At 46.9% G+C, this 24,542-nt stretch carries 21 protein-coding genes; 7 read left to right on the top strand and 14 right to left on the bottom strand.

What is annotated here, in order from left to right; genetic code table 11:
• Positions 1–15 precede the first annotated feature (15 nt).
• From BLR65_RS07095 to BLR65_RS07045, 12 genes are all read right to left on the bottom strand, one after another.
• Positions 16–657 carry a corrinoid protein gene (locus BLR65_RS07095; RefSeq protein ID WP_093793496.1) on the bottom strand — a complete coding sequence of 214 codons (642 nt, stop codon included), beginning with the start codon at positions 655–657 and terminating at the stop codon, positions 16–18.
• 45 nt (positions 658–702) lie between these two features.
• On the bottom strand, positions 703–2,226 hold the full coding sequence (locus BLR65_RS07090; protein ID WP_093793495.1) for a sodium:solute symporter family protein: 1,524 nt from the start codon (positions 2,224–2,226) through the stop codon (positions 703–705).
• Positions 2,227–2,496, bottom strand: coding sequence for a hypothetical protein (locus tag BLR65_RS07085; RefSeq protein ID WP_176772708.1), 270 nt, complete (start codon positions 2,494–2,496; stop codon positions 2,227–2,229). It lies immediately after the preceding gene.
• A 206-nt stretch (positions 2,497–2,702) separates the two neighbouring features.
• Positions 2,703–4,151 (bottom strand): trimethylamine methyltransferase family protein, encoded by a 1,449-nt coding sequence (locus BLR65_RS07080; RefSeq protein WP_093793494.1) that lies wholly within the window; start codon positions 4,149–4,151, stop codon positions 2,703–2,705.
• Between the two features lie 541 nt (positions 4,152–4,692).
• The gene (locus tag BLR65_RS07075; RefSeq protein WP_093793493.1) at positions 4,693–7,425 is read right to left on the bottom strand and encodes a molybdopterin-dependent oxidoreductase; all 2,733 of its coding nucleotides are present in this window, start codon (positions 7,423–7,425) and stop codon (positions 4,693–4,695) included.
• Between the two features lie 104 nt (positions 7,426–7,529).
• On the bottom strand, positions 7,530–8,216 hold the full coding sequence (locus BLR65_RS07070; protein WP_093793492.1) for a cysteine hydrolase family protein: 687 nt from the start codon (positions 8,214–8,216) through the stop codon (positions 7,530–7,532).
• On the bottom strand, positions 8,213–9,571 hold the full coding sequence (locus BLR65_RS07065) for a uracil-xanthine permease family protein (RefSeq protein ID WP_211285218.1): 1,359 nt from the start codon (positions 9,569–9,571) through the stop codon (positions 8,213–8,215). The genes BLR65_RS07070 and BLR65_RS07065 overlap by 4 nt, the downstream gene beginning before the upstream one ends.
• Before the next feature lie 43 nt (positions 9,572–9,614).
• The gene (locus BLR65_RS07060; RefSeq protein ID WP_245692556.1) at positions 9,615–10,373 is read right to left on the bottom strand and encodes an MFS transporter; all 759 of its coding nucleotides are present in this window, start codon (positions 10,371–10,373) and stop codon (positions 9,615–9,617) included.
• Positions 10,309–10,623 carry a hypothetical protein gene (locus BLR65_RS30770; RefSeq protein ID WP_245692542.1) on the bottom strand — a complete coding sequence of 105 codons (315 nt, stop codon included), beginning with the start codon at positions 10,621–10,623 and terminating at the stop codon, positions 10,309–10,311. Before BLR65_RS30770 ends, BLR65_RS07060 begins: the two co-directional genes overlap by 65 nt.
• Positions 10,624–11,356: 733 nt before the next feature.
• The gene (locus tag BLR65_RS07055) at positions 11,357–12,937 is read right to left on the bottom strand and encodes a sigma-54 interaction domain-containing protein (RefSeq protein WP_211285220.1); all 1,581 of its coding nucleotides are present in this window, start codon (positions 12,935–12,937) and stop codon (positions 11,357–11,359) included.
• 393 nt (positions 12,938–13,330) lie between these two features.
• Positions 13,331–14,962: a sigma-54 interaction domain-containing protein gene (locus BLR65_RS07050; RefSeq protein ID WP_211285221.1), complete on the bottom strand. Its 1,632-nt coding sequence runs from the start codon at positions 14,960–14,962 to the stop codon at positions 13,331–13,333.
• Positions 14,963–15,224: 262 nt separating this feature from the next.
• The gene (locus tag BLR65_RS07045; protein ID WP_093793490.1) at positions 15,225–16,121 is read right to left on the bottom strand and encodes a uroporphyrinogen decarboxylase family protein; all 897 of its coding nucleotides are present in this window, start codon (positions 16,119–16,121) and stop codon (positions 15,225–15,227) included.
• 289 nt (positions 16,122–16,410) lie between these two features.
• Here BLR65_RS07045 and BLR65_RS07040 point away from each other — a divergent pair, with 289 nt between their 5' ends.
• Positions 16,411–16,899, top strand: a complete 489-nt coding sequence (locus tag BLR65_RS07040; RefSeq protein ID WP_093793489.1) for a CarD family transcriptional regulator — start codon at positions 16,411–16,413, stop codon at positions 16,897–16,899.
• A gap of 74 nt (positions 16,900–16,973) precedes the next feature.
• Here BLR65_RS07040 and BLR65_RS07035 read toward each other — a convergent pair whose 3' ends face one another.
• On the bottom strand, positions 16,974–18,230 hold the full coding sequence (locus BLR65_RS07035) for a purple acid phosphatase family protein (RefSeq protein WP_245692539.1): 1,257 nt from the start codon (positions 18,228–18,230) through the stop codon (positions 16,974–16,976).
• A gap of 74 nt (positions 18,231–18,304) precedes the next feature.
• Positions 18,305–19,765: a MocR-like pyridoxine biosynthesis transcription factor PdxR gene (gene pdxR / locus BLR65_RS07030; protein WP_093793487.1), complete on the bottom strand. Its 1,461-nt coding sequence runs from the start codon at positions 19,763–19,765 to the stop codon at positions 18,305–18,307.
• A gap of 187 nt (positions 19,766–19,952) precedes the next feature.
• Between pdxR and pdxS the strand changes: the two genes are divergently transcribed.
• From pdxS to BLR65_RS07010, 6 genes are all read left to right on the top strand, one after another.
• The gene (pdxS, locus tag BLR65_RS07025; RefSeq protein WP_093793486.1) at positions 19,953–20,831 is read left to right on the top strand and encodes a pyridoxal 5'-phosphate synthase lyase subunit PdxS; all 879 of its coding nucleotides are present in this window, start codon (positions 19,953–19,955) and stop codon (positions 20,829–20,831) included.
• Positions 20,832–20,833: 2 nt separating this feature from the next.
• Positions 20,834–21,415: a pyridoxal 5'-phosphate synthase glutaminase subunit PdxT gene (gene pdxT / locus BLR65_RS07020; RefSeq protein ID WP_093793485.1), complete on the top strand. Its 582-nt coding sequence runs from the start codon at positions 20,834–20,836 to the stop codon at positions 21,413–21,415.
• Positions 21,416–21,523: 108 nt separating this feature from the next.
• Positions 21,524–21,766: a hypothetical protein gene (locus tag BLR65_RS07015; RefSeq protein WP_093793484.1), complete on the top strand. Its 243-nt coding sequence runs from the start codon at positions 21,524–21,526 to the stop codon at positions 21,764–21,766.
• A gap of 95 nt (positions 21,767–21,861) precedes the next feature.
• Positions 21,862–22,086, top strand: coding sequence for a hypothetical protein (locus BLR65_RS28985; RefSeq protein WP_143122520.1), 225 nt, complete (start codon positions 21,862–21,864; stop codon positions 22,084–22,086).
• Between the two features lie 38 nt (positions 22,087–22,124).
• Positions 22,125–22,274, top strand: a complete 150-nt coding sequence (locus BLR65_RS29610; RefSeq protein WP_169716970.1) for a hypothetical protein — start codon at positions 22,125–22,127, stop codon at positions 22,272–22,274.
• 211 nt (positions 22,275–22,485) lie between these two features.
• Positions 22,486–24,510 carry a helix-turn-helix domain-containing protein gene (locus BLR65_RS07010; RefSeq protein WP_169716971.1) on the top strand — a complete coding sequence of 675 codons (2,025 nt, stop codon included), beginning with the start codon at positions 22,486–22,488 and terminating at the stop codon, positions 24,508–24,510.
• Positions 24,511–24,542 lie beyond the last annotated feature (32 nt).

Raw genomic sequence — 24,542 nt, 5'->3', positions numbered from 1 at the left:
GCCGGAAATGCTGGATCAGGCACTCATTTGGGTGGCAATTTCCTTCGTGACAATGGCATCCGCACAGTATGCATCCGCACGGATTTCATCAGCAAATTCCTGGGAAATGGGAGCACCGCCGATTAAAATTTTAACTTGGTCTCTAAGACCGGCAGCCTGTATCGCGTCAACAGTCTCCTTCATGGCCATCATGGTCGTGGTTAGCAATGCGGCCAAACCGACAAATTGCGGTTTATGCTCCTTAATAGCCTCAACAAATTTCTGGGGCGAAACATCAACCCCAAGGTCGATTACATGAAACGAGGCACTCTCTAAAATAAGGATTACCAGGTTTTTTCCTATGTCATGCAAGTCCCCGGCAACCGTGCCGATGACAACGGTTGCCAGCTTCTTCAAACCGCTCCCTTCACCCGCTCCTAACATCGGCTTCAGCAATTCCATCCCGCACCCCAAAGCTTTTGCCGCCCGCAAAACTTCCGGCACAAACATTTCCCCGGCCTTAAACTTGGGGGCCACGATATCCATCCCGCCAATCAAGCCCTGGTTAATGATATCATCCGCCTTTGCGCCGCCATCAAGTAATTCTTGCGTGAGCGCCTTGACGCCCTTTAAATCCCCCTGAAAAACCGCCTGTGCCAACTTGTTAAAATCACTCATGATAATCCTCCTCTAATTTTTATGTTTCTCTTGTTGTCCCGCCTGCTAGTTCTCATAATATTCCGCTTCCGCTTTCGCCAAAGCTCCGTAAAAGTCATCCAGTACTTCTTGGCTGGTTTCTTCGGTCAGATAGCTGACCACGACCATAAGTACGGCCGAGGCCAGCATGCCGAAGACGCCGTACCAGCTGTCGCCCAGCCCATAGTAGTAAGTCAACAATACCCCGATAACACCTGTAACAGAAGCAACGATCGCCGCCGGCGCGGTGGCTCTTCGCCAATAAAGAGCGGCTACCAGCACAGGAAAAATCGGCATAACCAGGGCAATGGCAAACATGATTAATGTCCACATTAAATCCGGCGGATTGAGAGCCAGCCATAATGCCGCAATACCTAAGCCGACAACGGCCAAGCGGGCAATTGTAATATGCACATTAGGGCTAACCTTAAGGTTGAGCAATCTGGTAAGAATATCCTCCGAAACGATCGAGCCGGCCACCAACAGGTGCGAGGTGGCGGCAGACAGCCCTTTAGCCAACGTACCCCAGACGAATACTGCCATGAGTACCATAGCAACAGTTAGCGATTCCGGTGAAATAATTTTGGTAAGCAGCAACGGAATAACCAGTTCGGTATCGCCGCCCTTTAGCCCCGGCAGCATAGCAATAGCGGCGAAGCCAATAAACATCGTACCGGTCCAAACGATAGTCTGCAAAACCGGTTGTAAAAACATCAGGCTGCGCTGGGTTTGCATGTCTTTGCCGAAATACCCGGCCCTGATAAATACGTCCGGCAGCATAATCGTCCAGCCAATAGCACAGGCGATTGGATAGCCGAATCTGGCAGAATAGGGTACCCACTTTTCCGGTCCGGGATAAGAAAACCAGGAGTTGGTGTTTTCCCAGACACTGGCTGCCGCCCCAAAAACATCACCGCCAAAGCCGTAAGCAATGGCGCAAATCCCTATGCTCCACAAGGCAACCATGAATATCCAGGCCTGGACTGTCGCCGCCCAGGCCACCGATTTTACGCCGCCAAACGGAATGAAGAGCAAGGCTGTCAACCCAACGAATATCACTGCGCTGCTTTGGGTAATAGCGCCATTGGTGGCAACCGTTGCCGCTTTGCCGCAGGCAATGTAAATAGCAGCGGCATAAGGCATGGAAACACAGAAAAACACGATGGCCAAAATCAGGCGCAGGGTTGGACTGCGAAACCGGTCCACGAATATATCGGCCTGCGTGGTGTAATGCCGTTGGGTATTTAACAACCAGACTTTATTCATCACAAAATAAGTAAGCACCGGGAATAACGGGATATAGCTGAGTTCGGACATATAGTACCCAAAACCGCCGCGATAATAGCCACCCGGTCCGGCAAAAAATACCCAGGTGCTCATGAGTGCGGCGATATAGGTCATACAGAGCACAAACCAGTTAATCGTGTTGCCGGCGGTATAAAAATGCCGCGTCGTGTTATTCTTTTCTTTCCACCATACGAAAATGCCAAAAAGAATCAACGCCCCCATATAAATGACGTATAACGCCCAAGTAGTAAAAGCGGACAACATTTATATCCCTCCCTTGGAAACAGGCTCACGGGGTATGCGATTTATTGCCTGCGGCGATAGGTCCGGTTTCTTTTTCAGTCTTCTTTGTTTATTCAGTATGAACAGCCCGCCATACACAACCACCCACAATGGCAAAACAGTCAACGCCCCATGCCATAAAGCGGCGTTTGCATCTCCATACACCGGGACCCCTGGCAGGTTATACAAAACATAAAACAGTATCGTTAGACCCAACCACCACTTTTCTGTTGTTTTATAAGACTTTTGCACAATTCTCCCCCCCTTTTTCTCCTAGCGCCCTGTGAATATATATAATGCACTAAAGTTTTTACAGGCGAGTGGTGTGTTGGCAAAAGCGTAAGTCAAACGCCAGTAGTGGAGCGTTGTCAATACACCACTCGCCTGCGATTGCTAATTCTTTAATGCAGAATATATAGCAGACATCGCACAAAATATTGGCCTATCAGCCATTCGCCTTATTTGCCCACAAGCTTGGCATCGGCTTGTTTGGTGATTTGGTCCAGATTGCTGAGAACATCGCCTGCCACCGTGATCGGCTGATAATTATCCTTAATATGCCGGTAAACATCTTTAGCCCGGTCAAGCATGTCTTTTTTGCCTGCCTTTAGCCAATTCGGCCTGGAGTCGCGGTTAAAGGTCGGCAGCCGCAAAGAATCCCGGAAATGTTCAAAGGTATGGTCCATGTCGACAAAAGATTCATTGCCGCTTAAGCCCATAATTTCGTTCCAGGCCAGCATATCGTCATTAACCGCTAAACCGCCTAACAGTTTTTTGGTCATGCTAAAAATATCGTCGTCAATAATAAGCTGGAGAGGACTGATGGTCTTCGCTACCTCCAGTTGTCCGGCCCCGCCCAGTACAGATGCGCCGGACAACGCCAGCATATGCGTCAGCGATGTTCTTTCGACCATAGACTGACCGTCAATCAGGAAGCTGTCTGTGCCGGTGCCATAGCTATGCGCCCGAATGTTATAGCCTTCTTCAAATAACTGCATGGCGGCCATTCTGCCCATAGTTGTCTCAATGGGCGATTGCAGGGTATAGGTTGTCAACATATCCATAGCAAATAACAACGGTGTGGCAATAACCGGTAAACCGGGAGCCAACAGCTCAGCCATAATAATTTGCGCCATAACTTCGGTAGAGGCCAACAGGGCTATGCCTTGCGGGGTAACAGGCGCATTGGCCCCGGCTGCCGGTAAGGAACAGGGTTGAATCGGCACTCCGTTCAGGCAGCATTGGTACAGAGCCTCCATATCCATATATTTAAATTGTAAAGGAGGAACCGAGCAAGTAATGAAGCTGATAATCGGCCGTTTCTTTAATTGTTCTTTGCCGCCCGCGCGGGCAGCAGCCAGTTCAATCAGATATTTTACATTCTCCGCCTCATAAGGCTGCACCCAGATATGCTTCTTACTGTGCTCAAGCATAGTTCGTAATGTATGAATGTCAATCGCTTCGCCGGGAACTGATTTCCCGGACGTGGACGGCAATGCGCAAAAGTCGATATTATCTAAGGAATTAATAAGTTTGGTCCATGCCGCTACTTCCTCAATGGTAATATTGTGGTACTCCGCATTTTCGTTTAGATAGTTCATCCCCCCTGTGCAGGTCCGGGTATAAAAGCTGCCTTGCGGATGAGGAAAAACTAAATCATATTGAGGATCAGGAGCGGCCAGCGTAAATTTTTCCGGTATGCTTTTCAGGGCTTTGTCGATTACCGGTTTCGGAAACTTTACCGTACCGGCGGCACTGTCAACTTGTGCGCCGGCAGCCTCTAACATTTCCATAGCTTTGGGATGATCAAGTTTTACGCCTTTGGCTGATAAAAGCGTCTCCAGTTTTTCCTTCATGACCACAATTTCATCAGGTGATAGGATTTTTGCATTGAGTTTTCCTTTCATTTTAAAACCCTCCTAGCATTTTTGTCGTTTTACCGACTTGCTTTTTTATATTTGCAATAATCATGCCTAAGAATTTTTTTGCTAAAACCATTGCCATCAAAGCCTGATAATCCCTTACGCCAGCGCGTTTACATTGTTTCTATTTTTCTTTACGCCCTATTATTTGAATTTTATTGTAAATCTTAATTTTTTCATTATTGAAAACTATTGAAGTAATTATTTACTGAGGATAGTGTTTTTCTTGCCTATTTTCCTGGAATCTGAGGCATAAGGCAAAAACTATTTCAGCAGCGTAATAGTATTTCAATCCTGCATGTGTTCACCAAGCCGGCCTGTGCTAAAATATACAATAAATCCTCAAGTTTTGCTGTTTACAGCCGCAAAATATTGCTGCGAACTTCGTTGCTCTTTCATTATCTGCACAATGAATAAACCTCTGATAACCGGCTTTCATATAAGCCGGTCAGCAGAGGTTTTGCAAATACACCCTGTCATAATAAACGCGCAATTATAGCAAACTCCAACGTTCCCGTATATCAATTCAATTAGTGCCACTTCCGTCGGTTTTTGCACCAGAACCTTTCCGTCTACGCAGGCCATCCAAAACGGCTGCCGGCGTGATCGGCAACGTGAAAAATCGTAGACCGGTTGCATGATATACCGCATTCATTACGGCGGGCGTCATCGGTACGGTTGCTACTTCTGAAATTCCTTTAGCGCCGAAAGGACCTTCCGGTTCAGGGTCTTCCACAAGTATCAATTCGTATTCAGGGGTTTCGTCAATTGTCGGCATCCCCAATTTCCCATAGTATTTTTCCGTGGGCCTGCCTTCTACAACATTAAAATGTTCTGTTAACGCGTAGCCGATTCCCATCGAACAGCTTCCTTCTATCTGGCCTTCGATGATATGGGGATTGATGGCACGACCAACGTCGTGCACGGCCACAACCTTTAATACCTTTATTTTACCGGTTGCCGTATCGACCTCCAGAATCACGCCCTGTGTTGTATAAGCATAGGCAGGATAATTGCGATAATGAATTCCTGCTGCTATTCGGCCCGCCTGATCGTGCAGCGCATAGGTTTTCGGGGCAACATAATCATAGCGCGCAGATCTGGGTTCCCCCGGTCGCCAAGGATCCTTCGCTAATTTTTCCCGCAGCAGCCGTGCCGCCCGCACAACAGCATTCCCACTATTGAGCGTTTGACGTTCACTGACTGCCTGGCCATGCTTGGGCGTCAAATTGGTATCACCATTGATCAGATCAATATTTTCCAGTGACTCGTCCAGAGCTTCCGCCGCAAGCTGACGCATTGCGGTACGAAAACCCTGTCCCATATCAATCCCCGAAACGCGCATCTCAATTTTTCCGTCCGCAGTTTTTGTCAAAATTGCGCCGCCATCATCAGGCACACCTTTGCCAACGCCAACATTTTTATAGCCGCTGGCCATTCCCCATCCCAAAACTTTCGTGCCATGCGGATATTGTTCCTCATAATCCTTCAGTACTTCGTACATTCTATCGCGGCATAACTCAACCGTATCCCGAATTCCCACACTATACTCCACACGCTGTCCGGAAAAAGTAACATCTCCGGCATCCACGGCATTTCGCAAGCGCAGTTCAAAAGGGGTGATTCCCAGCTTTTCCGCGGCAATATCCAGAGCAACTTCAATGGAGATCGCCGCCTGATTGATGCCAAAGCCACGGAATGCGCCGGAAAGTGTATTATTGGTTTTCAAGGCCTTCCCCTGCACGCGTCCATGGGGAATTCGATACGGACCGCAGCAAAAAATCATACTCTGTTCCAACACGCCAGGACTCAAGTTTCGATATGCACCACCGTCAGTTTTGAAATGCGCATCAACAAAATGTATCCGGCCATCTTTGCGCAAACCAATTTCGTAATCAATTTTATACGGGTGCCGTTTAGTGCTAAGATTCAGCGATTCTTCACGGTTCAGGGTAATTTTAACCGGACGCCGCAAGGCATAAGACGCAACCGCCACGGCAGCCTCCATATAGGGGTCGCACTTTTTCCCAAATCCGCCTCCCAACGGCGGCGCAATGATTCTAATCTGATCAACACGCATGTTTAAAACCGCAGACAGCATTTCCCGCAGTTCATAGGGAGACTGCGTCGTGCAATACACCGTCATGCCATGGGGATTCCAGCTGCCGATGGCCGACTCGGTCTCCATGCAGGCGTGCTCCTGTCGGGGAATGTCGAAGTGCAGCTGCAATTTCAGCAAGTCCGGCTCATTTTTGGCGCGGTCTACATCGCCGACAGCATATGAGATTTCTTTGAAAATCGAATTTTGCTTTTCCGCCTGGTCCATTGTAAATATACCCGGCAGCGGCTCATAGCTCACTTTCACCTTTTGGGCCGCAGTGCGCGCTGTATATTCGTCTTCGGCAACGACAACCGCGACAACATCCGCAATAAAGTTAACCTCTTGCTCACAAAAAACAGGCTGATCCGGGGTCAACAAGCCAAAGCCATTGATACCCGGAACATCTTTGGCGGTAATCACCGCCGTGACCCCAGCCATCGCCAGAGCTTCCGCCGCGTCAATACCTATAATGCGCGCATGGGGCTCCCCGCTCCAGACTACGCCGCCGTGCAGCATACCCGGAAATACATAATCATCTGTATATTTCAGAGTACCGCGCGCTTTGGCAATACCGTCCATATCCCAGACAGGTATCCCCATCGCTTTGCCTTGCGGTGCCTCCATTGCTGCGCCTGTCGTACCTGTTACAATAGTGGTTTTCTCCATTGCATTGGTTATGACCGCATTTTCATCTCCGCCCAGCCATCGCGCTGCCAACTCTACGGCTTCAATAATTTTTACATAACCGGTACAGCGGCAATAGTTGTGCTTGAGTGCCTTCAGGATTTCGTCACGTTCCGGGTTGGGATTTCGATCCAGCAGAGCCTTGGTCGCCAGAATCATTCCCGGAGTGCAATAGCCACACTGAATTGCGCCAACATCCAGATACGCTTTTTGAATCGGATGCAGTTTATCACCAGTCGACAATCCTTCAATCGTAAGAATATCCGCACCTTCCAACCGCTGTAGTTTTGTAACACAGGCACGTCTAACCTGACCATTGATGAGGACAGAGCACGCGCCGCAGTGACCGGTGCCGCAACCTTCTTTTGCGCCCCGCAGACAGGTTACGTTTCGCAAATACTGCAGCAGCGTCGTCTCAGGCGCACATTCCGCTATAACCGGGTTTCCATTAATTTTAAGCCGAACTTCTGGCATGGTTTTCTCCCCTTTATGACTTATAACACTCTGTCAAAAAAGAATCTTTATTGGATTGCCTCTAATGGTTCTCTTGCGTTTTATTGGGCAAGTATACCTAGTCGCTAATCGGCAAGCTGTTCTTGCCACGCCTGCAACAGGTCGCCGGAATCTACTACAAGGCCAAGATGCAGCGAGATGATCCGTAAGGCAGGTTCCTCCAGATCTTCAAAACCCCGGCACAAATCCCGTGGGACTATAATCCGGAAATCTCTGTTTGCGCCGTCAAAGGCTGTGTTAAGAACACAACAATCCGTCATTGTGCCTACAAGGACAATTGTTTCTTTGTGAAGGTTTCGCAGCAGGAGTTCCAGGTCGGTTGGATAAAACGCGCTAAGACGTTTTTTCCCGTTTACGATGTAATCTTTTTCCTCTACCCTTATGGCGAATTCGGTCCACTTGGTTCCTTCCAGAGCGTGTTCCCCAGACCCGGCAATATCCCCTACAGTCATGGGAAACACCAGTCTCCAGGCCGAGATATTGCCGTTAACATCATCTGATCCGTCTTTTCGCAAAACTGATCGTACGTGAATAATTGGCATCCCCAACTGCCGACACGCAGCAGTGAACTTATCTATCGGTTTTATGATAGCTCGAGCCCGTGGGGCCGGACATGGGCAGTCCGGTCCCGCGTCCAAGTGGCCCCTATGCATATCAATGGTTATAACTGCCGTCTTAGTGGCATTTATGTAGTAATTACATAGTTCTGTGCCTGCCAATGACTTTTTTACGCCGTTAAAATACGCCTTCAATTCATATCCTCCACCCTTTGTACTTGTTTTTGGGCCAGCAATGGTCTGAGCCACATATTAATAACAATATTCAATGTGATTAGCAAAACTACTCCCACCAGCATCGGCTGAGACATAAAAATTTTGGCGGAAAGAGGGAGCATATCGAGAATTTCGGCCGGCATGAACATCGCCCCCAGCGCAATGATAAATCCCGTCGAAGCTACCGCCATATTAAGTTCATCCCACTCCACAACCGCCAGCATCTGAATACCGCTGTACGCAATTACACCAAAAAGCAGCGCGGATGCGCCGGCCAGAACGGCTCCCGGAATAATCGCGATCAGCACCCCGATTTTGGGCAGGAACCCCAGAAATAGCGCGAGTATTCCCGCCGTAAGCGTCACAAATCTGCTGCCAATGCCGGATACGCGGATTATGCCGATGTTCTCAGGATAGGAAGTGGTTGCTATGCCGCCCAATATCCCCCCGAGAGTACAGCCTAAGACTTCAGTAAATATTCCCCGGTTAACCCGGTCGACAGTGAGCTTTTGTCCATCCCAGCCGGTCAGCAACGTATACATGCCCATTGCCTCACCGGTTGCATGAATAAAGGCTACGCACATTAATAGCACAATCCCGGCATTTACGCCGAATCCCCAGGGAAAGATTTGAGGCAGGCTAAGCAGCGAGGCTTTGGCCACCGGGGAAGTATCAAAATTCCCGAAAGCCGCACAAAACAGCGTCCCGACAATAATGCCCCACAAAATAGCGCCCCGTCGCAAGATACCGTTCCCCCCCAAAGTCATGAAGAGAATAATCGCTACCAGAGTGACGACGGCGGCTGCAAAATTAAATCCGGGATAACCGGCAGTTCCGGCGTGTCCAAAGAAGCCTGGCAATCCATAAGCGGCCAGCTGAGCCCCGATAATTACTAACAGACTGCCAAACACAATGGGAGGACTTATGTATTTGACAAGCCGGCCCATAATGCCTAATTTTTTAAAAGGAAGTGACAAGACCATAAAGATAACGCCCGCTACGCATAAAGATCCATAGGCGACCCCTAGCCCCAACGTTTTTCCGGCTGACATGATTGCTACAAAAAATGCCGCTGTCGGGCCCTGCACAACCGGCAGCTTCAAAAAGCGGCTTGACTGCAGTATCGTAACGATGCCGGTTGTTATGAAACAACACTGAACAATGTAGCCAACCACTTCCGGCATAAGTCCCAAGACCGTGCCAATGATGCCGGGGAATAGCCAAATTCCTGTTAACCCGAGTAAATGCTGAAGGCCGAATGTAATATTCTCGGCCAGCGATAATTTGGTTTCGATGGAAACCTGCAAGGGCGATTTCGTCATTTGATTGCTCACATTCATTTCTCCTTTCTTGATCAACCATTGCTTGACTTCTTCCTTACTGCAGGCTCTGGCCGCGGGTTTCCCTGCCCAGAATAGCTACGACAATGCCGGCGAGGATAAAGGCGCCGGCAACAATCGCAATCGCCCCGGTAACACCCACGAAATTAAGTGCGTAGCCAATAACCAATGGCGCCAGCATGGAACCCACCCGCGAGCAGGTTGCCGCCATGCTTGTTCCCGTTACCCGCACGCCAGTGGGGTACAGTTCAGGTGTATAGGTATAGGTTATCCCCCATACGCCTGACACGAAGAAAGAAGTCACCACTCCCAAAAATACAACCTGACCGATGGCTAGGGCCCCCAGGCCCAATGCCCAGCCGAAAAGCACTGTCGCTATTCCGGCTAACAGCAGATTGGCGGTCAGCAACCGTTTCCGGCCGTACTTGTCCATGCCATAAGCACAGGCAATTTGATTGGGAATGTACGCCAGTTGCATAATCACTACATAAAGGAAAGACTTTACCATGCTGTGGCCGGCTTTAACCAGCAAGGAGGGCAGCCAGGCGAAAAGCCCGTAATAGCCAAACATACCTAGAAACCAAAGCAGCCAAAGCATTAGTGTCGTCCGCCAGTATGCCGGTGAGAATAAAGTGCCCACCGAACTTTTACCGGCGACGTTGACAGCCGCCAGCTTGTCTTCTGTAACCGACGGTATTGCGTGGGGTTTCGCCACTTCGCCCTCAATCTGCTCAACAATGCTCAACGCTTCCTGATCCCGCCCCTGCAGGGCAAGCCACCGGGGAGATTCCGGCAGACGCCGGCGTACGATCCAAATGTAAAATGCCGGTAAAGCGTAATCCCGAACTGAGTAAAATGCCAACTTGTGCCGAACTAAGCTGCCAGGCCTCACTTAGCGCGGTAGCAATAAAAGTTATCAAGCCAACGTCGAACGCGTCAAAGGCCCAGGCACAACCATTAATGGTCAGTAGTTTGTAATGAAATCCGGAAAGTGGCAGCCGGTCAAGTTTTGCCGCCACAGTTACCGGTGTCCCATAAGTACTCATAATAAAAAACCTCTGATTCATTATTTTTTATTAAACTTGCAATTTCTTACTAAACCACTTACCTTGTATCCGCATCGCCTCCATCTTGCTGCACCGTTGCCCGCTTTTTCGGTTGCTGTAACAAATTCTTATACAGCAAAGCATCTATGTAAATACCGATCACAGCTTAGACGTCGTTGGCTATAGCTGCGGCGGCCGGAAGTCAACCCGGCTCTTCCCCACCTTACGGTAAGGTTACCTGTAATTAGGAATCATGGGTTGATCCCGGCACACCATTGGTGAGAACTATCAATCTCTTGAAATTCGCCGATTCCATTTATATCTACTACCGCCTGCGGCATTGGTTTTAACAAAACTCAACTATCTATATAGCAACAACCATGCCAAGCCTTGCCGGCCTACAAAAATCCGCACCAATGTCCACCTTGATCATTGTTTGGCCAGAGCTGTCTTTAGCTGATGAGCAAAGCTGCTATCCGCTTGTTTTTTGGCGCGGCGGCAACACTTTCGGGCTCCGTAAAAAACAAAATGCATTTCAATAATGAAATGCATTTTGTCGCTTTTAAAAAAAATACTATAATTTTAGTCTTATTGTATTTCACAAATGCAATACACATTACAGCAAGGAAATGTTTTTATGAAAAATGTCAGTTGTTCTTGATTTTGATACTTAATTTTTCCCCGTTAGGAAAGCCTTTAAGGATCTTTTACTACCTGCTTTTATCAAAGTTATCTATAATTCAATTCCCAATTCTACCATCTTACGCCATAACGTTGTTGTACTGATCCCCAACAGTTTGGCCGCTTTTCTTTTCGTCCAGCCCGAATACTCCAGCGCCAAGAGAATGGATTGCTTTTCGGCAGCGGCAACTGCTGCCGCCAGCGTATCAATTTTACGCACTTCCTTGCCTTGGGGCCGCCAATTATGCAGATACTGCGGCAAATGCCGCTTCTCGATCGTACTTTCGTTTACGCTGACAATGTTCATGGAATATTCAATACTATTTTTAAGTTCACGAATATTCCCCGGCCATTGATACCCTTCGACAATCTTTATGGCTTCTTGCGAAATACCGGTTACAAACTTGCCCAATAAAATATTGAATTCAGTAATAAAGCCATGGACCAGTGCCAGAATATCACCGTAGCGCTCCCGCAAGGCAGGGATTTTAAGTTCAACAACATTCAAGCGGTAATACAGATCTTTGCGAAAAGTACCGTTACTGATCATCTCAGCGATATTCCGGTTAGTGGATGCAATCACCCGCACATCCAACCGAACCGCTTTCTCACCGCCGAGGCGGGTCACTTCCCGTTCTTGCAATACCCGCAATAACTTACTTTGCAAGTTAACATCCATTTCGCTGATTTCGTCAAGAAAGATGGTCCCGCCGTTGGCCTGTTCAAACGCGCCCGGACTTCCCTTCTTTTTCGCGCCGGTAAAAGCTCCTTCTTCATAGCCAAAAAAGGTGCTTTCAATTAATGATTCGGGCAATGCACCGCAATTAACGGCAATAAAAGGCTGACTTCGCCGGTCACTGGCGTTGTGAATCGACTGGGCAAACAATTCCTTGCCTGTCCCGGTCTCACCGGAAATGATAATGGAGGAAATCCCCTTGGCTACAAAAGCAGCCCGGCTTTTTACTTTATTAATTGCCTCACTTGTCCCAACAATATCGTCAAAATTATAGCGGGCATATTGGAATTTTTTTACTTCTTCCAATAACTTTTGCTGCCTGCGCACATTTTGTTCATTATTAAACCCGAAACCATATTTGGCGGTTATCGGAATACGCACCGCAACTGCCCCCAGAACGGAAATCGATTCACCGATCACCGGCCGCTGACTCTGGATGGCCTGCTGGGCGGCCTGGCTTATCTTGCCAATATAACTGGCATTTGCCTGCCCGTCACTGCCAACATTGGCTATTCTTCTGCCTTCATGATCAAAAAGAACCGCCTCACCGCCGGCGACTCTGGCAATAAACGGCAGCGCCTTTCTCAGAGATTCTTCCAGTTCCTGTTCGCCCTGCAAGCGTTCCAAATTACTTGCCGCCAGCACATAATCGCCCAGCGGCAGCCCCCAGGCTTCCGCCCCTGCAATGATTTGCGACGGCCCCACACTAACTTGTCCGTTTACCCCGGCTGTTTGGGCTAACTTGAAAACTTTACCTTTCAGCGCAGCCACTTCCTTTCCCTGCGAGTTCACAGTCTTAATCCGAACACCGTTTTTATGCGTAACGGTGGCATAACCACCGGTAATGCGGGCTATCGGCATAAGCGACTGCAATATACATTCCAGCAAATCCGACACAGGCGCACCCCATTTCTTACATACTTATTTAATTCATGCTTGGAGTTGCTCTCTATTTCACCAATCAAATCCTGTTCCGTCCGTTCTTTTCCATTGATATTGTGACCCTCTCTGCAAAATTAAGCCGATTCATTTGAGGATGCGATAGCAATCTCCGTTTTAACTTATTGCAAGTTACATGCCAAAACACTTACATGTTGAAGAACATTTTTTAAGGTTCTCTGCGAATTGTAAAGACAGCATCGTATAAAAAAGCCGCAAATTGTAACCGCTAGGCCGGATACGATTGCGGCGCGTGTCGATAAAGAGTAAAAAAATAGCAACAAACAAAAAGATAGACCTGGAAACAATCAGATCTATCTTTGTCGTTACTCATTAAAGCTACAGCCATATTCACAAACATTGCCCTTCCGGTTGTATGCCGGGTTCTTCTTCCAAACCGTATTCCGAAAGTTTTCGCCACAGCGTTACCGTGCTGATTCCTAAGAGTTTTGCGGCAATTGTTTTCTTGTGTTTGGCTCGCTCCAAAGCAGTTTTGATAATCATTTTTTCGGTATTTCGCAAAGCCTCCGTTAATGTAAGCCCGCGCGGACAAAATTCAATAACAGGAGTCTCGGTTGCCGGTTGAGCGGACTGAAACAAATAAGCCGGCAAATGGTTGCAGGCAAGCACCTCGTTCGTCTCCACCATATTCATGGCGTGCTCAATACAGTTTTGCAGTTCCCGGACATTCCCCGGCCAGGAATGGTTCTGTAAAATCTGTAGTGCTTTTTCTTCAATATTTTTGACTTTTTTGCCAAACACCCGGTTAAACTGGTTGATAAAATGCTTGGCTAACAGAACAACATCACTCTGCCGTTCTCTGAGCGGCGGTATTTTTATTTGCACCACATTGAGCCGGTAATACAGGTCTTGCCGGAACTTTCCCGCGGCAATTAATTCATTCAGGTTTTTATTGGTAGAAGCAATAATTCTTACATCCACTTGCTTTACTTTAAAACCACCAATGCGAACCACTTCTTTTTCTTGCAGCACCCTAAGAAGCCGTGTTTGCAAATTCAATTCCATCTCACTGATTTCATCAAGAAAAATAGTTCCGCCATTGGCTTGCTCAAAAGCCCCCGCTCTGCCGCCTTTTTGGGCGCCGGTAAAAGCCCCCTCCTCATAGCCAAACAGGTTGCTTTCAATCAAGCTTGCCGGCATAGCCCCGCAGTTTAAAGCGACAAAAGGCCGGTTGCAGCGCTCACTGGCATGATGGATGGACTGAGCAAACAGTTCTTTGCCAGTACCGGTTTCCCCGCTTAACAGGATGGAGGAAATACCTCCGGCCACAAACCGGGCGATGCTTTTGGTCTTGGCAAGCGACTCACTGTTACCAATGATATCTTCAAACGTATACCGTGTCTGCTGCAAATTTTTCACCTTTTCATAAAGCTTTTGATGCCGGTGAGTAATATTTTCATTATTAAACCCAAAGCCAAATCTCTCAGTAACGGGGACGCGAACCGCCATTGCCCCACCCATAGAGCAGGAATCTCCGACAACAGGCTGCTGCCGATTCATCGCTTCACAAGCTTGAAAACTGACTTTGCCCTTGTACGTAAGCACTTCCCTGCCATCTGCATCAAAACTTAAAAGGCGTTCTCCCCGCTCATTAAAAAGAACGGCCTCGCCACCCGCTACTTTGGCGATCAGCGGTAATGCCATTTTGAAAGTTCTTTGCAATTTATCCTGAAAATCCTCATCCGCTTGTCTTTGAAAAACTAAAACATAATCTTCCAGCGGCAAAATCCACTCTTTGGCCAGACAACCATTTTCCTCAAAATTAACATAAGGACAGCCCGTCTTAGCCGTTTGTTGTGCCAAACTATGGATCTCTCCTCTTTTTTGTGCTTCTTCTATTCCCTTAACATTTACCGCATATAATGTCCGCCCTTCGCTGTCTGTAATGGCGATACTACAACAGGTCATTTGGGCCATTGCCGGCAGCATAGTAATTAAAGTATTTACATTAGAAGAATCCAAAGCCATCCCTCCCCCTATCAAACTAAAAAAGCTCTCGAAAAACCAATGTTTTTCGAGAGCTTCATTGCTCGTGTATATGAATCTATGCTACTATCACGATAATGGAATAAACTTATTGGTATTATGCTACCACTATACGGTCACTTGGTCAAGCCCATAAATAGAGAGAATAAAACCCCAACCACAGCCTCAGTCCAAATTACAGCGGACTGAGGCTATTCACGCTGCGGTCCTTACAGTTTAGTTAATTTCTTCATTCAGGCTAGCTTTTCCTGACCATTTCATAAGTAACTTTCAGGCTATCCAGCCGCATGTTTTCAAACAGACCGCTGCTTGTTCCAAAAATCAAACCGCCATCATGACCGGCTGCTTGCACAATCTGCCTTACGGTTTGCTCCAGCTGGCTTACACTGCGCGGCTCAATAAGTTCTGCCGGATCCAGGTTGCCCCATAGACATAACCGGTCGCCAACCTGTTTCTTAACTTCGCCGATATCCATCCCGGCCAGTGCCTCAATGCACTGCAGTCCGTCAAAGCCAGCGGCGGCAATATCATCAAGCACCAGCGTCAGGTTGCCGTCCGAATGAAAGAATACCGGCAAACCCAACTGTTTGGCATAAGCGGCCTGCGCAGCCAGCGACGGAAACACCATTTCCCGCAAAACGGACGGACGGACCATTAATCCCTGCGTAAAAGCAATATCATCAGCCAGAATAATTCCATTGACCCCGCTGCCGGCCAAGCGATTGATCAGTTCTTTGTTCATGGTTTCGACAGCGGCTGCCAATTCACAAACCGCTTGGCTATGCCGGGTCATTTGCATCATAACCTGTTCAAAACCCAGCAGTTTTGTCCCCCAGCCAACCGGACCATCCAATACGGCAAAGGTAAACAAATCGGTGTTGACCCATTCTGCTGCATCGTAAAATACAACATCCTTAGCGCAAGGTACTGTTGCCGGCGAATATTGACAGCCCGGATGCAGACATGTGGCATCTAACCCCAATGTATTAACAAACTCTAAGCGATGGCTAAAGCCGATCGTTGTCTCCGGAAACATCGTTTGCACAAGTTTGTCGTTAATGATTAATTCCGCACAAGGTACCTGGTCGACAGTCAGCCTCTTGATAGCGCGTTCCACTCTTGTCCTATGTTCCATATTTACCTCCTATTCATTAGTCCCTCTCCTTGCAATTCCAAAAACAAAATTACTATTAAGATTAGCCGTCCAAGCATAAAGAACCTGTTTTTTCCGTAATAGTCAGCAAAATTTTTATACTATATAACAGCCACTCAATAACAACACCAGTAAAAAACTATGAAACAAATCCTATTTATAACAAATAATATGTTGACTAGAGCAACATCCAATGATATAATTATAAATTTATTTGATTTTTTTATGTTGTTGTGGTATACTTAATACTATCGCATTAGGGGGTGACTTCATGTTTCAAGTTGGCGATAAAATCTTTTATCCCATGCATGGTGGAGGCATTATTGAGAAAATCGAAGAGAAGGAAGTATTTGGGGAAAAACAGCTTTATTATGTTGTAAATATACCTCATAGAAACATGCAGGTAATGCTCCCTTATGACAAGACAGAAAAATTAGGGATGCGCCCAATTGTAGATCCAGATGAACTAGATAATATACTCAATACTTTTCATGATGAGGAAACGACCGCTCCGCTACCCATGAACGATACGCAAAGACAGCGGCTTAATATGAATAAAATTAAAAGCGGCGATATCCACGAAGAAGTCGCAGTCATAAGGGATCTACTCAGAATCAAGAATAAACGAAAATTGGGAATGGCAGATAAGAATATGCTTGATAACGCCAGGCAGATTCTGATCAGTGAGGTTGTACTGGTCAAAGACATTCCCCACGAGCAAGCCACTCATTTGTTAGATAAAATATGTGAGCTTGAATAATCTCGAATAATACCGCACTACCGGCAAAATACCCCAGGCCAAAAGGCTTGGGGTATTTTATCTTATATAATTAACTATTTACGAATCTCCCAACTGTCGATAAGGACGCCACTTTGTTTAAATGCTTTTACGGCAAGCGTAGTCTGGTCAACCGCAACAACCAAATAGTTGGGCTCATCCTGCGGATCATAAAAAAACGCATGCCGTTCTTTAGAGAGCACATTCGGATACGTTTTGGTACCGCTCCGGCCGGTGGCTGCATAAATGGTCCCCTTGGCCGGGCTGTCTGTCGGCATACCGGCAAACAGCGAATACGTTCGCGCATACGTATGGTCGTGACCGGTAAACACAACGTCCATATGGTATTTATCAAAAATAGGCGCAAATGCTTTACGGATATTGATCTCGCCTTCACCAGGCTTGTTGTTGTAAAGCGGGCGGTGAATAAAACCAATTTTCCACTTTTTCCGCGTCTGCTGCAGATCTTTTTCCAGCCAGACTTTTTGTCGTTCCAACATATCGGGCACAAAGCCACGTTGTTCTCCTTCCTGGCTGTCCAGCATAACAAAATGGGCATCGCCATAATCGAAAGAATACACCCTGCCCTTAAGCCCCTCAGGTCCATTGAGCGGCAGTTTAAGCTTAGCTGTGAACAATTCCGGCAGGGAAAACTGATGATGCTGTACTGTATAAAACTCATGATTTCCTGTTATTGGCATAGCCGGAATGGTATCAATAACGCCCTGCCCGGCACGAAACCACTTGTCCCAGTGGGAGTAATCCTGGCCAACATCCACAAGATCACCTACATTGGCAAAAAAAGCCGCCTGATGATTAACCCGGAAGGCGTTATGCAAAGTCTTCTCCCATGTCCCGTAATTCATGCTTTGCGAGTCGCCAAATACTAAAAAACTAAAAGCCTTGTCCGTTGCCGGCGCCGTTGTAAAATACTGCGGCTGACTCCAGCCGCTTATCCCGCCGACCTGATAAACATAGCGGGTATTGGGCTTGAGGCCGGTTAAAGTGGCGGAATGAACAGCTACACTTCCCGTGTTGGTATGGAGCGCGGTTACGTCAGCCGCAATTCTTACCGCATGCAATGGCAGCAATTGCTTATTCATTGCCTCGGCATACTGTACCAGTCCGTCAACGGTAGTGGCCGCCGTTTGCCAGGTTATCGTCTGCGTGGTTTTCGGATCTTCAGACCAGGTTAAGGTAATATGCTCCGGAACAGTCTCCCCAGCGGCAATAGCGGCAAAGAGGCCGGACGAAGAACCCAGCAAGACAACCAGCAGCAACAGGATATGTAAAAATAATTTATACTTTCGCACTATCTCACCTGACCTTTCTTGTGAAAAATTTTAAAAATGAAATTTTAAACTGACTTTTCCTTGGGCGTCAGTACCTATTTCGCCGACTTTTGCAAGCAATCCTGCGTGATAATTTCACCTAGCATTTTCACACCATGCAGGATCTCTTCCGAACTAACCACAGCAAAGCTAAGACGGATAAACCGGTCGGGTGCGTGGCGGGGAAAAAAAGCCGTACCTGGAGTAAGCAGCATTCCCCTTTCTTCCGCCTGCTGCACAACCTGCCGGGCTGATACTCCCTCCGGCAAAGCCAGCCAGCAGGTCAGTCCTCCCCGGGGGCGATGGCAGGTTACCGCAGGCGGCAAAAACTGTTCAACAGCCGCCATTGTCGTTTGATAGCGCTCCAGGTATATGCGCCGAATGGCGGCAATGTGCTTTTGCCAAATACCTTTACGCAAGTATAAATCAAAAGCGCGCTGCGTCAGTCCCGAAGTAGAAATATCCGAAGTATGTTTTATCGCCAGTACCTTGGCAACCAACGACGGCGGCATCAGCAAAAAAGCCAGCCTGAGACCGGGCATAAAGATTTTGGAAAAACTTTTCAGGTAAATCACCCGCTGGTCCCTGTCCAGCGCCTTTAACGGCGCGAGCGGCGCATCGGCAACATCCAGTTCACTGATATAGTCATCCTCTAAAATCATGGCATTGTAGCGTCTGGCAAGACCGATTAACCGGTTGCGTTTCGTAAGCGAGTAGGAATAGCCGGTAGGGTTTTGAATATTGGCCATCGCATAAATAAGCTTCGGGCGAAAGGACCTGATTTTCGCCTCTAATTCCTGAATATTAATCCCGTCATCTTCCATATTAATTTCCACAATTTTGGCTCCCCGGGATCGAAAAGCCGCAATCGCACCCGGATAAGTGGGATTTTCCGTAAATACATAATCCCCATAACGTAAAACAGCCTTGGCAACAATATCAATGCCTTGCTGGGCTCCGGATATAATTTGGACATTATCGGCCTGAGCCTTGATTCCCTGCTCCTTCAAATAGGCGGAAATGGCCTGGCGCAAAGGCTTAAAACCCTGACTATCCTGGTAAGTAAAAGCATAGCCCTGATCCCTGTCCAGCACTTCCATCAGCACATATTTGAAATCATCAATTGGCAGTAGATCCGGGGGCGGCATTACGGTGGCAAAATCAAGGCAGTTAGTAGGTATTGACGTTCTCGGCGGAATGGCTTCAAACTCTGACTCAATATCAGGCGGCTGATAGGAAGCCTCCTCAGCGACGGTGATTTCCGCCACATAGCTGCCGCTGCCGCTGCGGGAAAAAATATAACCGTTTTGTTCCAACAGTTTGTAGGCGCTTACCACAGTACCCGGATTAACCTGCAAAAATGCCGCTAATTTACGTACTGGCGGCAGCAAATAGCCATTACTTAATTTACCGTTTAAAATCAGTTCTCTTAAGGCATCATATAACTGCACATATAAGGCTGCCTTACCATTTTTCGTTAATTGTATCGATACAAAATCCAAAAATTCTTGACTCATATTGAATTTTCCCTGCTCTCCTGCTATAATTACCAAAATTCAGTGCCGAACACAAACAATTGTATCGGTACAATTATTTTACCAGATAAAGTTAGATTTCGCCAGCGGCGGCAGGCCGACCTCGCCAGCAGGCGGTAATCAACTTGATCGTCAACATTATTTTTTGTTCAAGAGGAGGAGTTAATCCATGCAAAGTCAATATGAATTAAACAAAAATTTAGCTCAGATGTTAAAAGGCGGCGTCATTATGGATGTCACCAACGTTGAACAGGCCAAAATTGCGGAAACAGCCGGAGCCGTTGCCGTTATGGCTCTGGAAAGAGTTCCTGCCGATATCCGCAAAGACGGCGGCGTAGCCCGGATGTCTGATCCCAAGATGATTCGTGAAATAAAAGCGGCCGTTACGATACCGGTTATGGCCAAAGCCCGGATCGGCCACTTTGTGGAAGCCCAAATTCTGGAAGCGATTGGCATCGACTATGTAGATGAAAGCGAAGTGCTGACACCGGCTGATGATCTATATCATATTAACAAACATGCCTTCAAAATCCCTTTTGTCTGCGGCGCCCGTAATCTGGGCGAAGCCTTACGCCGCATTGGCGAAGGCGCAGCCATGATTCGCACCAAAGGCGAAGCCGGCACAGGCAATGTCGTCGAAGCTGTCCGGCATATGCGCACCATGCTGGCCGATATGCGCCGGGTAAAAGCAGCACCGCCGGAAGAACTCATGAGCATTGCCAAAGAACTGGGCGCCCCCTACGACCTCATTAACTACGTATGGGAACACGGCCAGCTGCCTGTCGTTAATTTTGCCGCCGGCGGTATTGCCACCCCGGCCGACGCCGCTCTCATGATGCAGCTTGGTTGCGATGGTGTTTTTGTCGGTTCAGGCATCTTCAAATCCGGCGATCCTGCCAAGCGCGCCAAGGCGATCGTCCAAGCCACCACTCATTATAACGACCCCGAACTTTTATCCCGCATTTCGGAAGATTTAGGCGAGCCCATGGTCGGTATCGAAATTGATAAAATCGATCCGTCCGAACGTCTGGCCGCCAGAGGGTGGTAACTTTGCTGACAATAGGTGTTTTAGCCCTGCAGGGAGCCGTCCAGGAACATCTTGACTGCCTTAATTTATTGCCGGATATCAAAGGAATCGCCGTAAAAAAAACGGCTGAGCTCAACACAATCGATGCGCTTATCCTGCCGGGAGGCGAGTCGACAACAATGGGCAAACTCTTGCGCGAATTTAATCTCACTCCCAAGCTAACGGAAAAAATCCGGTCAGGCCTGCCGGTGTGGGGAACCTGTGCCGGTATGATCCTCCTAGCCAAAAATATTGTTGATGAACCAAACTGCCATCTGGGATTAATGGATATTACCGTCCGGCGCAATGCATACGGCAGCCAGCTTGACAGCTTTTCCACCACGGCACTGATTCCGGAAGTCTCCCGCACACCGCTGCCGCTGGTTTTTATCCGTGCTCCTTATGTAGAAGCGGCCAGCCCGGATGTCAAAGTATTATCCACGGTAGCTGATAAAATCGTCGCCGTCGAGCAACGCAACATGCTGGCTACCGCCTTTCACCCTGAGCTAACCGGTAATCTGGATTTTCATAAATACTTCGCTGCCAAAGTCCGTAACAAAAATTAACATCTTTTTAACACAAACTGCCTATCAGACCTCCCGACTCTTTGTTATAGTAAAAGAAATACGGCTTGTGCCCAGGATAGAAACGATGTTCTCGGGAGGGAATGACGGATGCGTGAAACCATCACAATTAATAGAATTACTCAATGTTCATTTACCGGCAAAGAAGTTGCCCAGCAGTTTTCCGCCTACGTTCTGACTAAACAGGAACCGAATCCTGACAGTGGACTGCTGACAAAATACTGCAGCGGTGAAAGCACCTGCAAAAGTACCGACTGTCAATTCATTGTCGGGTTACCGGGAAAACACTACTCAAAACCGATTGACAGCATCTTCAAGTACATTAACGAATAACTGCCGGAGCGGCCTTCTATCTCCCATCGGTGATTAGGCCGCCTTCTTTTTATTCATGTACAACAAACTAAAAATTTTTGCAGGCAGGTGGTGTGTTGGCAAAAGCGAATAAAGATTTACGGGCATTGCCGATACCTTGCATGAAAATCAAGCTTTCCACAAACAATAACCAGGAAAAAGTCAGCATGCACACTCATCCCAACGTACAAAGTCTTTTCTTATCCCGGATAAGAAAAGACTTAGCTTGTGCCAAGTCCTTCAGGACGCCGGCAGAAGCCCTAGTCGCTCTTACTTATTATCAAAAAGGTTATACTTTCTGATAATGTAAAAAATCACATTGCAGCTGGAGGTGCAACCAATGACCGCAGGAGATCGCGGAGCAACGCAACAGGATATTTTTAATAAAAATGTTTCAGAACAACCGGTAGTTAAATACAACAATCCGGCAACCAGCGGCAAGATACAAGATAGCTTACGCAATCGCCGCGACCCTCACATTCATTCCTAACCCTCCCGTTTCCGCAGATTTGCAATAAAATACAATACCGTCTCTAAGGCAAGACAAAAGGGCAACCTTTGTCTTGCCTTTCTTTATTCTCCTCCCAATGGCGCGATGGATCATGCCACTCAATAAAAGGGTTTATTATCCTAATATCAAATAAAGGAAATAATTGGCCCATAGTCCGGCCGAGGCAAATATGAAGGAGCAATGTGAGTTGATGAGAAAAGATTATTTACCAAAAAAAAAAGCGTATAAGGAAGATCGTGCCCCCTTATTAATCATTCGCTTAAACCGCGAAAAAAAGCTTACACATATTACCTATATTGACCCAGATATTAACGTGCTTCCCCAAAACATGATTGGCAAAAATCTTGAAGACTTCCAACTAAAGCTGCCTAACTATGAAAAGTTTATATGCCGTTTGGAGCAAGTCTTTGTCAGTGGCAAAAAAGAATTGTTGCAAGTTCATACCCCCAACGGCTGTTATGACATCATGTTGCTGCCTGAGCGAAATAACAATCAGCTTGTATTTTCGGTACTCGCCTTAGTATTTACAACAACAAGCAACTATCAAACAGACAAACAACTGTCATTTTTTAAAAGTTATTTTGATACGATTCAACAGATTGCCAATATAGGCTACTACGAATATGACTGCGTCACCAGCAAATTTTTCTTTGCTGATCAGGTTTATAAAAATATCGGACTGCCGCCGCAAAGCATTCCCCTTTCCCTAAAGTCACTGTTACAATATATTCATCCTGAAGATTGGAAATTAGTTGAAACCAAACTTATGCAAGTCCCTACCGCCGAAAACAGCCTGTCAGATTTTGAGTTTAGAGCTGTCAAACCGGACGGTTCGATTGTCTGGCTACACACCCGGTCTTATCCGATCCTTGACCAGGATGGGCGGTTGTTAAAAAAGATCGGCACCATTCAGGACACCACTAATAAAAAAATCTTAGAATTAGAGTTGAAAGATCTGACCGTACAGTTAAAGCAAATCAATAGCTCACTGAAAGCAAGCCTGCATAATATACGAACAGCGCAAAAAATGGCCAAACTCGGCTATTTTGAGTGGGACATAGTAAACAAAGAGATATTCTGGTCAGAGCAGCAATATAAAAATTTTGGTTTTAATCCCCATGCCTTTATACCCTCGGCAGCACTTCTACGCCGCAGGATCCACCCCAACGATATCAGAGTAGTAAAATCGGTTGTGCACAAACTTGCCAAAGAAGCAAGTTCCGAATTAGAGTTCAGAGTAATAAAGCCGGATGGTTCCACCGGCTGGTTATATGCGAGAGTTAAGGGCGTTACCGATCAGCAAGGGCACTTGGTCCGCCTCCTGGGAATCACTCAGGATATCACGGAAAAAAAAGCTGCGGAAGCACGCATAAAAAAAGCCGAAAAAGAGCTGATTTTACTTAATCAAATTAACACTCGCAGCAATTATCTCAATCGTTTACTTGTTAATGATTACCCGTTAGAATACACCAGCAAAGCACTTGGTGAATTCAGCATTGACAGTCAGTCAGTCTATTGTTGCTTTGTGATTCGGCTGCTGGAAAAAACAACAGCCAATTCTGATATAACATACGAATCTGAGAATATTTCCACCGTAAAGCGGCATGTATTCATTAGGTTATCCGACAAAGGTTATGATAAAATCTGGAGCTTAAACAATAATATTATTATTTTGGCACCTGTTGCCGATGATCATTTGTTCAGCAAGCAAAACCAACATGCTTTTGCCGGCCAGTTGGCCTGTGAAATCAAGGAGCAGTTTCCCGCTTTCCATATCACGATTGGAATATCCGGTCGTTCCGGTCTCCCCCTAAATCTCAAAAATGTTTATGAAAAAGCTGTCCATGCGGCAATCGTCGCCGCTGATCATCCTGGCAGAATCATTCATTTTGACGATATTGGACTTTATGAAATCGCTTTTCAACTCATAAAAGATCAAAATATCATTTTATGTGCCAACAATACGATAGGCCGGCTCATTGAATATGATCAAACTCACGGCGGCAATCTATTTTTAACATTAAAGTGCATTTTAGAATATGATAATCTGAAGGCGGTTGCCCAAAAGCTCTATATCCATCATAATACGGCCATCTGGAGAAAACACCGCATCGAAGAGCTATTGGGAATGTCGTTAGATAAGGTAGAAAACAAAGTAATCCTCCTGTTACATCTAAAAATGTGGGAACTCAAAGGTAAAACGGACGTTAGTTAAAAGTAGGAGTGGCTGTTGTTTTTCCATAACAA

The sequence above is a fragment of the Sporomusa acidovorans genome (assembly GCF_900101845.1).
GTDB classification, from domain to species: Bacteria; Bacillota; Negativicutes; order Sporomusales; family Sporomusaceae; genus Sporomusa; species Sporomusa acidovorans.
This window is presented reverse-complemented; position numbering and strand designations above follow the sequence as displayed.

What these genes read in the sequence shown, in the direction of transcription:
- BLR65_RS07090 (WP_093793495.1), bottom strand. Translation starts at nt 2,226, where the DNA reads ATGTTGTCCGCTTTTACTACTTGGGCGTTATACGTCATTTATATGGGG.
- BLR65_RS29610 (WP_169716970.1), top strand. Translation starts at nt 22,125, where the DNA reads ATGACCGCAGGAGATCGCGGAGCAACGCAACAGGATATTTTTAATAAA.
- BLR65_RS30770 (WP_245692542.1), bottom strand. Translation starts at nt 10,623, where the DNA reads ATGAGTACTTATGGGACACCGGTAACTGTGGCGGCAAAACTTGACCGG.
- BLR65_RS07040 (WP_093793489.1), top strand. Translation starts at nt 16,411, where the DNA reads ATGTTTCAAGTTGGCGATAAAATCTTTTATCCCATGCATGGTGGAGGC.
- BLR65_RS07075 (WP_093793493.1), bottom strand. Translation starts at nt 7,425, where the DNA reads ATGCCAGAAGTTCGGCTTAAAATTAATGGAAACCCGGTTATAGCGGAA.
- BLR65_RS07080 (WP_093793494.1), bottom strand. Translation starts at nt 4,151, where the DNA reads ATGAAAGGAAAACTCAATGCAAAAATCCTATCACCTGATGAAATTGTG.
- BLR65_RS07045 (WP_093793490.1), bottom strand. Translation starts at nt 16,121, where the DNA reads ATGGAACATAGGACAAGAGTGGAACGCGCTATCAAGAGGCTGACTGTC.
- BLR65_RS07095 (WP_093793496.1), bottom strand. Translation starts at nt 657, where the DNA reads ATGAGTGATTTTAACAAGTTGGCACAGGCGGTTTTTCAGGGGGATTTA.
- BLR65_RS07015 (WP_093793484.1), top strand. Translation starts at nt 21,524, where the DNA reads ATGCGTGAAACCATCACAATTAATAGAATTACTCAATGTTCATTTACC.
- pdxS (WP_093793486.1), top strand. Translation starts at nt 19,953, where the DNA reads ATGCAAAGTCAATATGAATTAAACAAAAATTTAGCTCAGATGTTAAAA.
- pdxR (WP_093793487.1), bottom strand. Translation starts at nt 19,765, where the DNA reads ATGAGTCAAGAATTTTTGGATTTTGTATCGATACAATTAACGAAAAAT.
- BLR65_RS07010 (WP_169716971.1), top strand. Translation starts at nt 22,486, where the DNA reads ATGAGAAAAGATTATTTACCAAAAAAAAAAGCGTATAAGGAAGATCGT.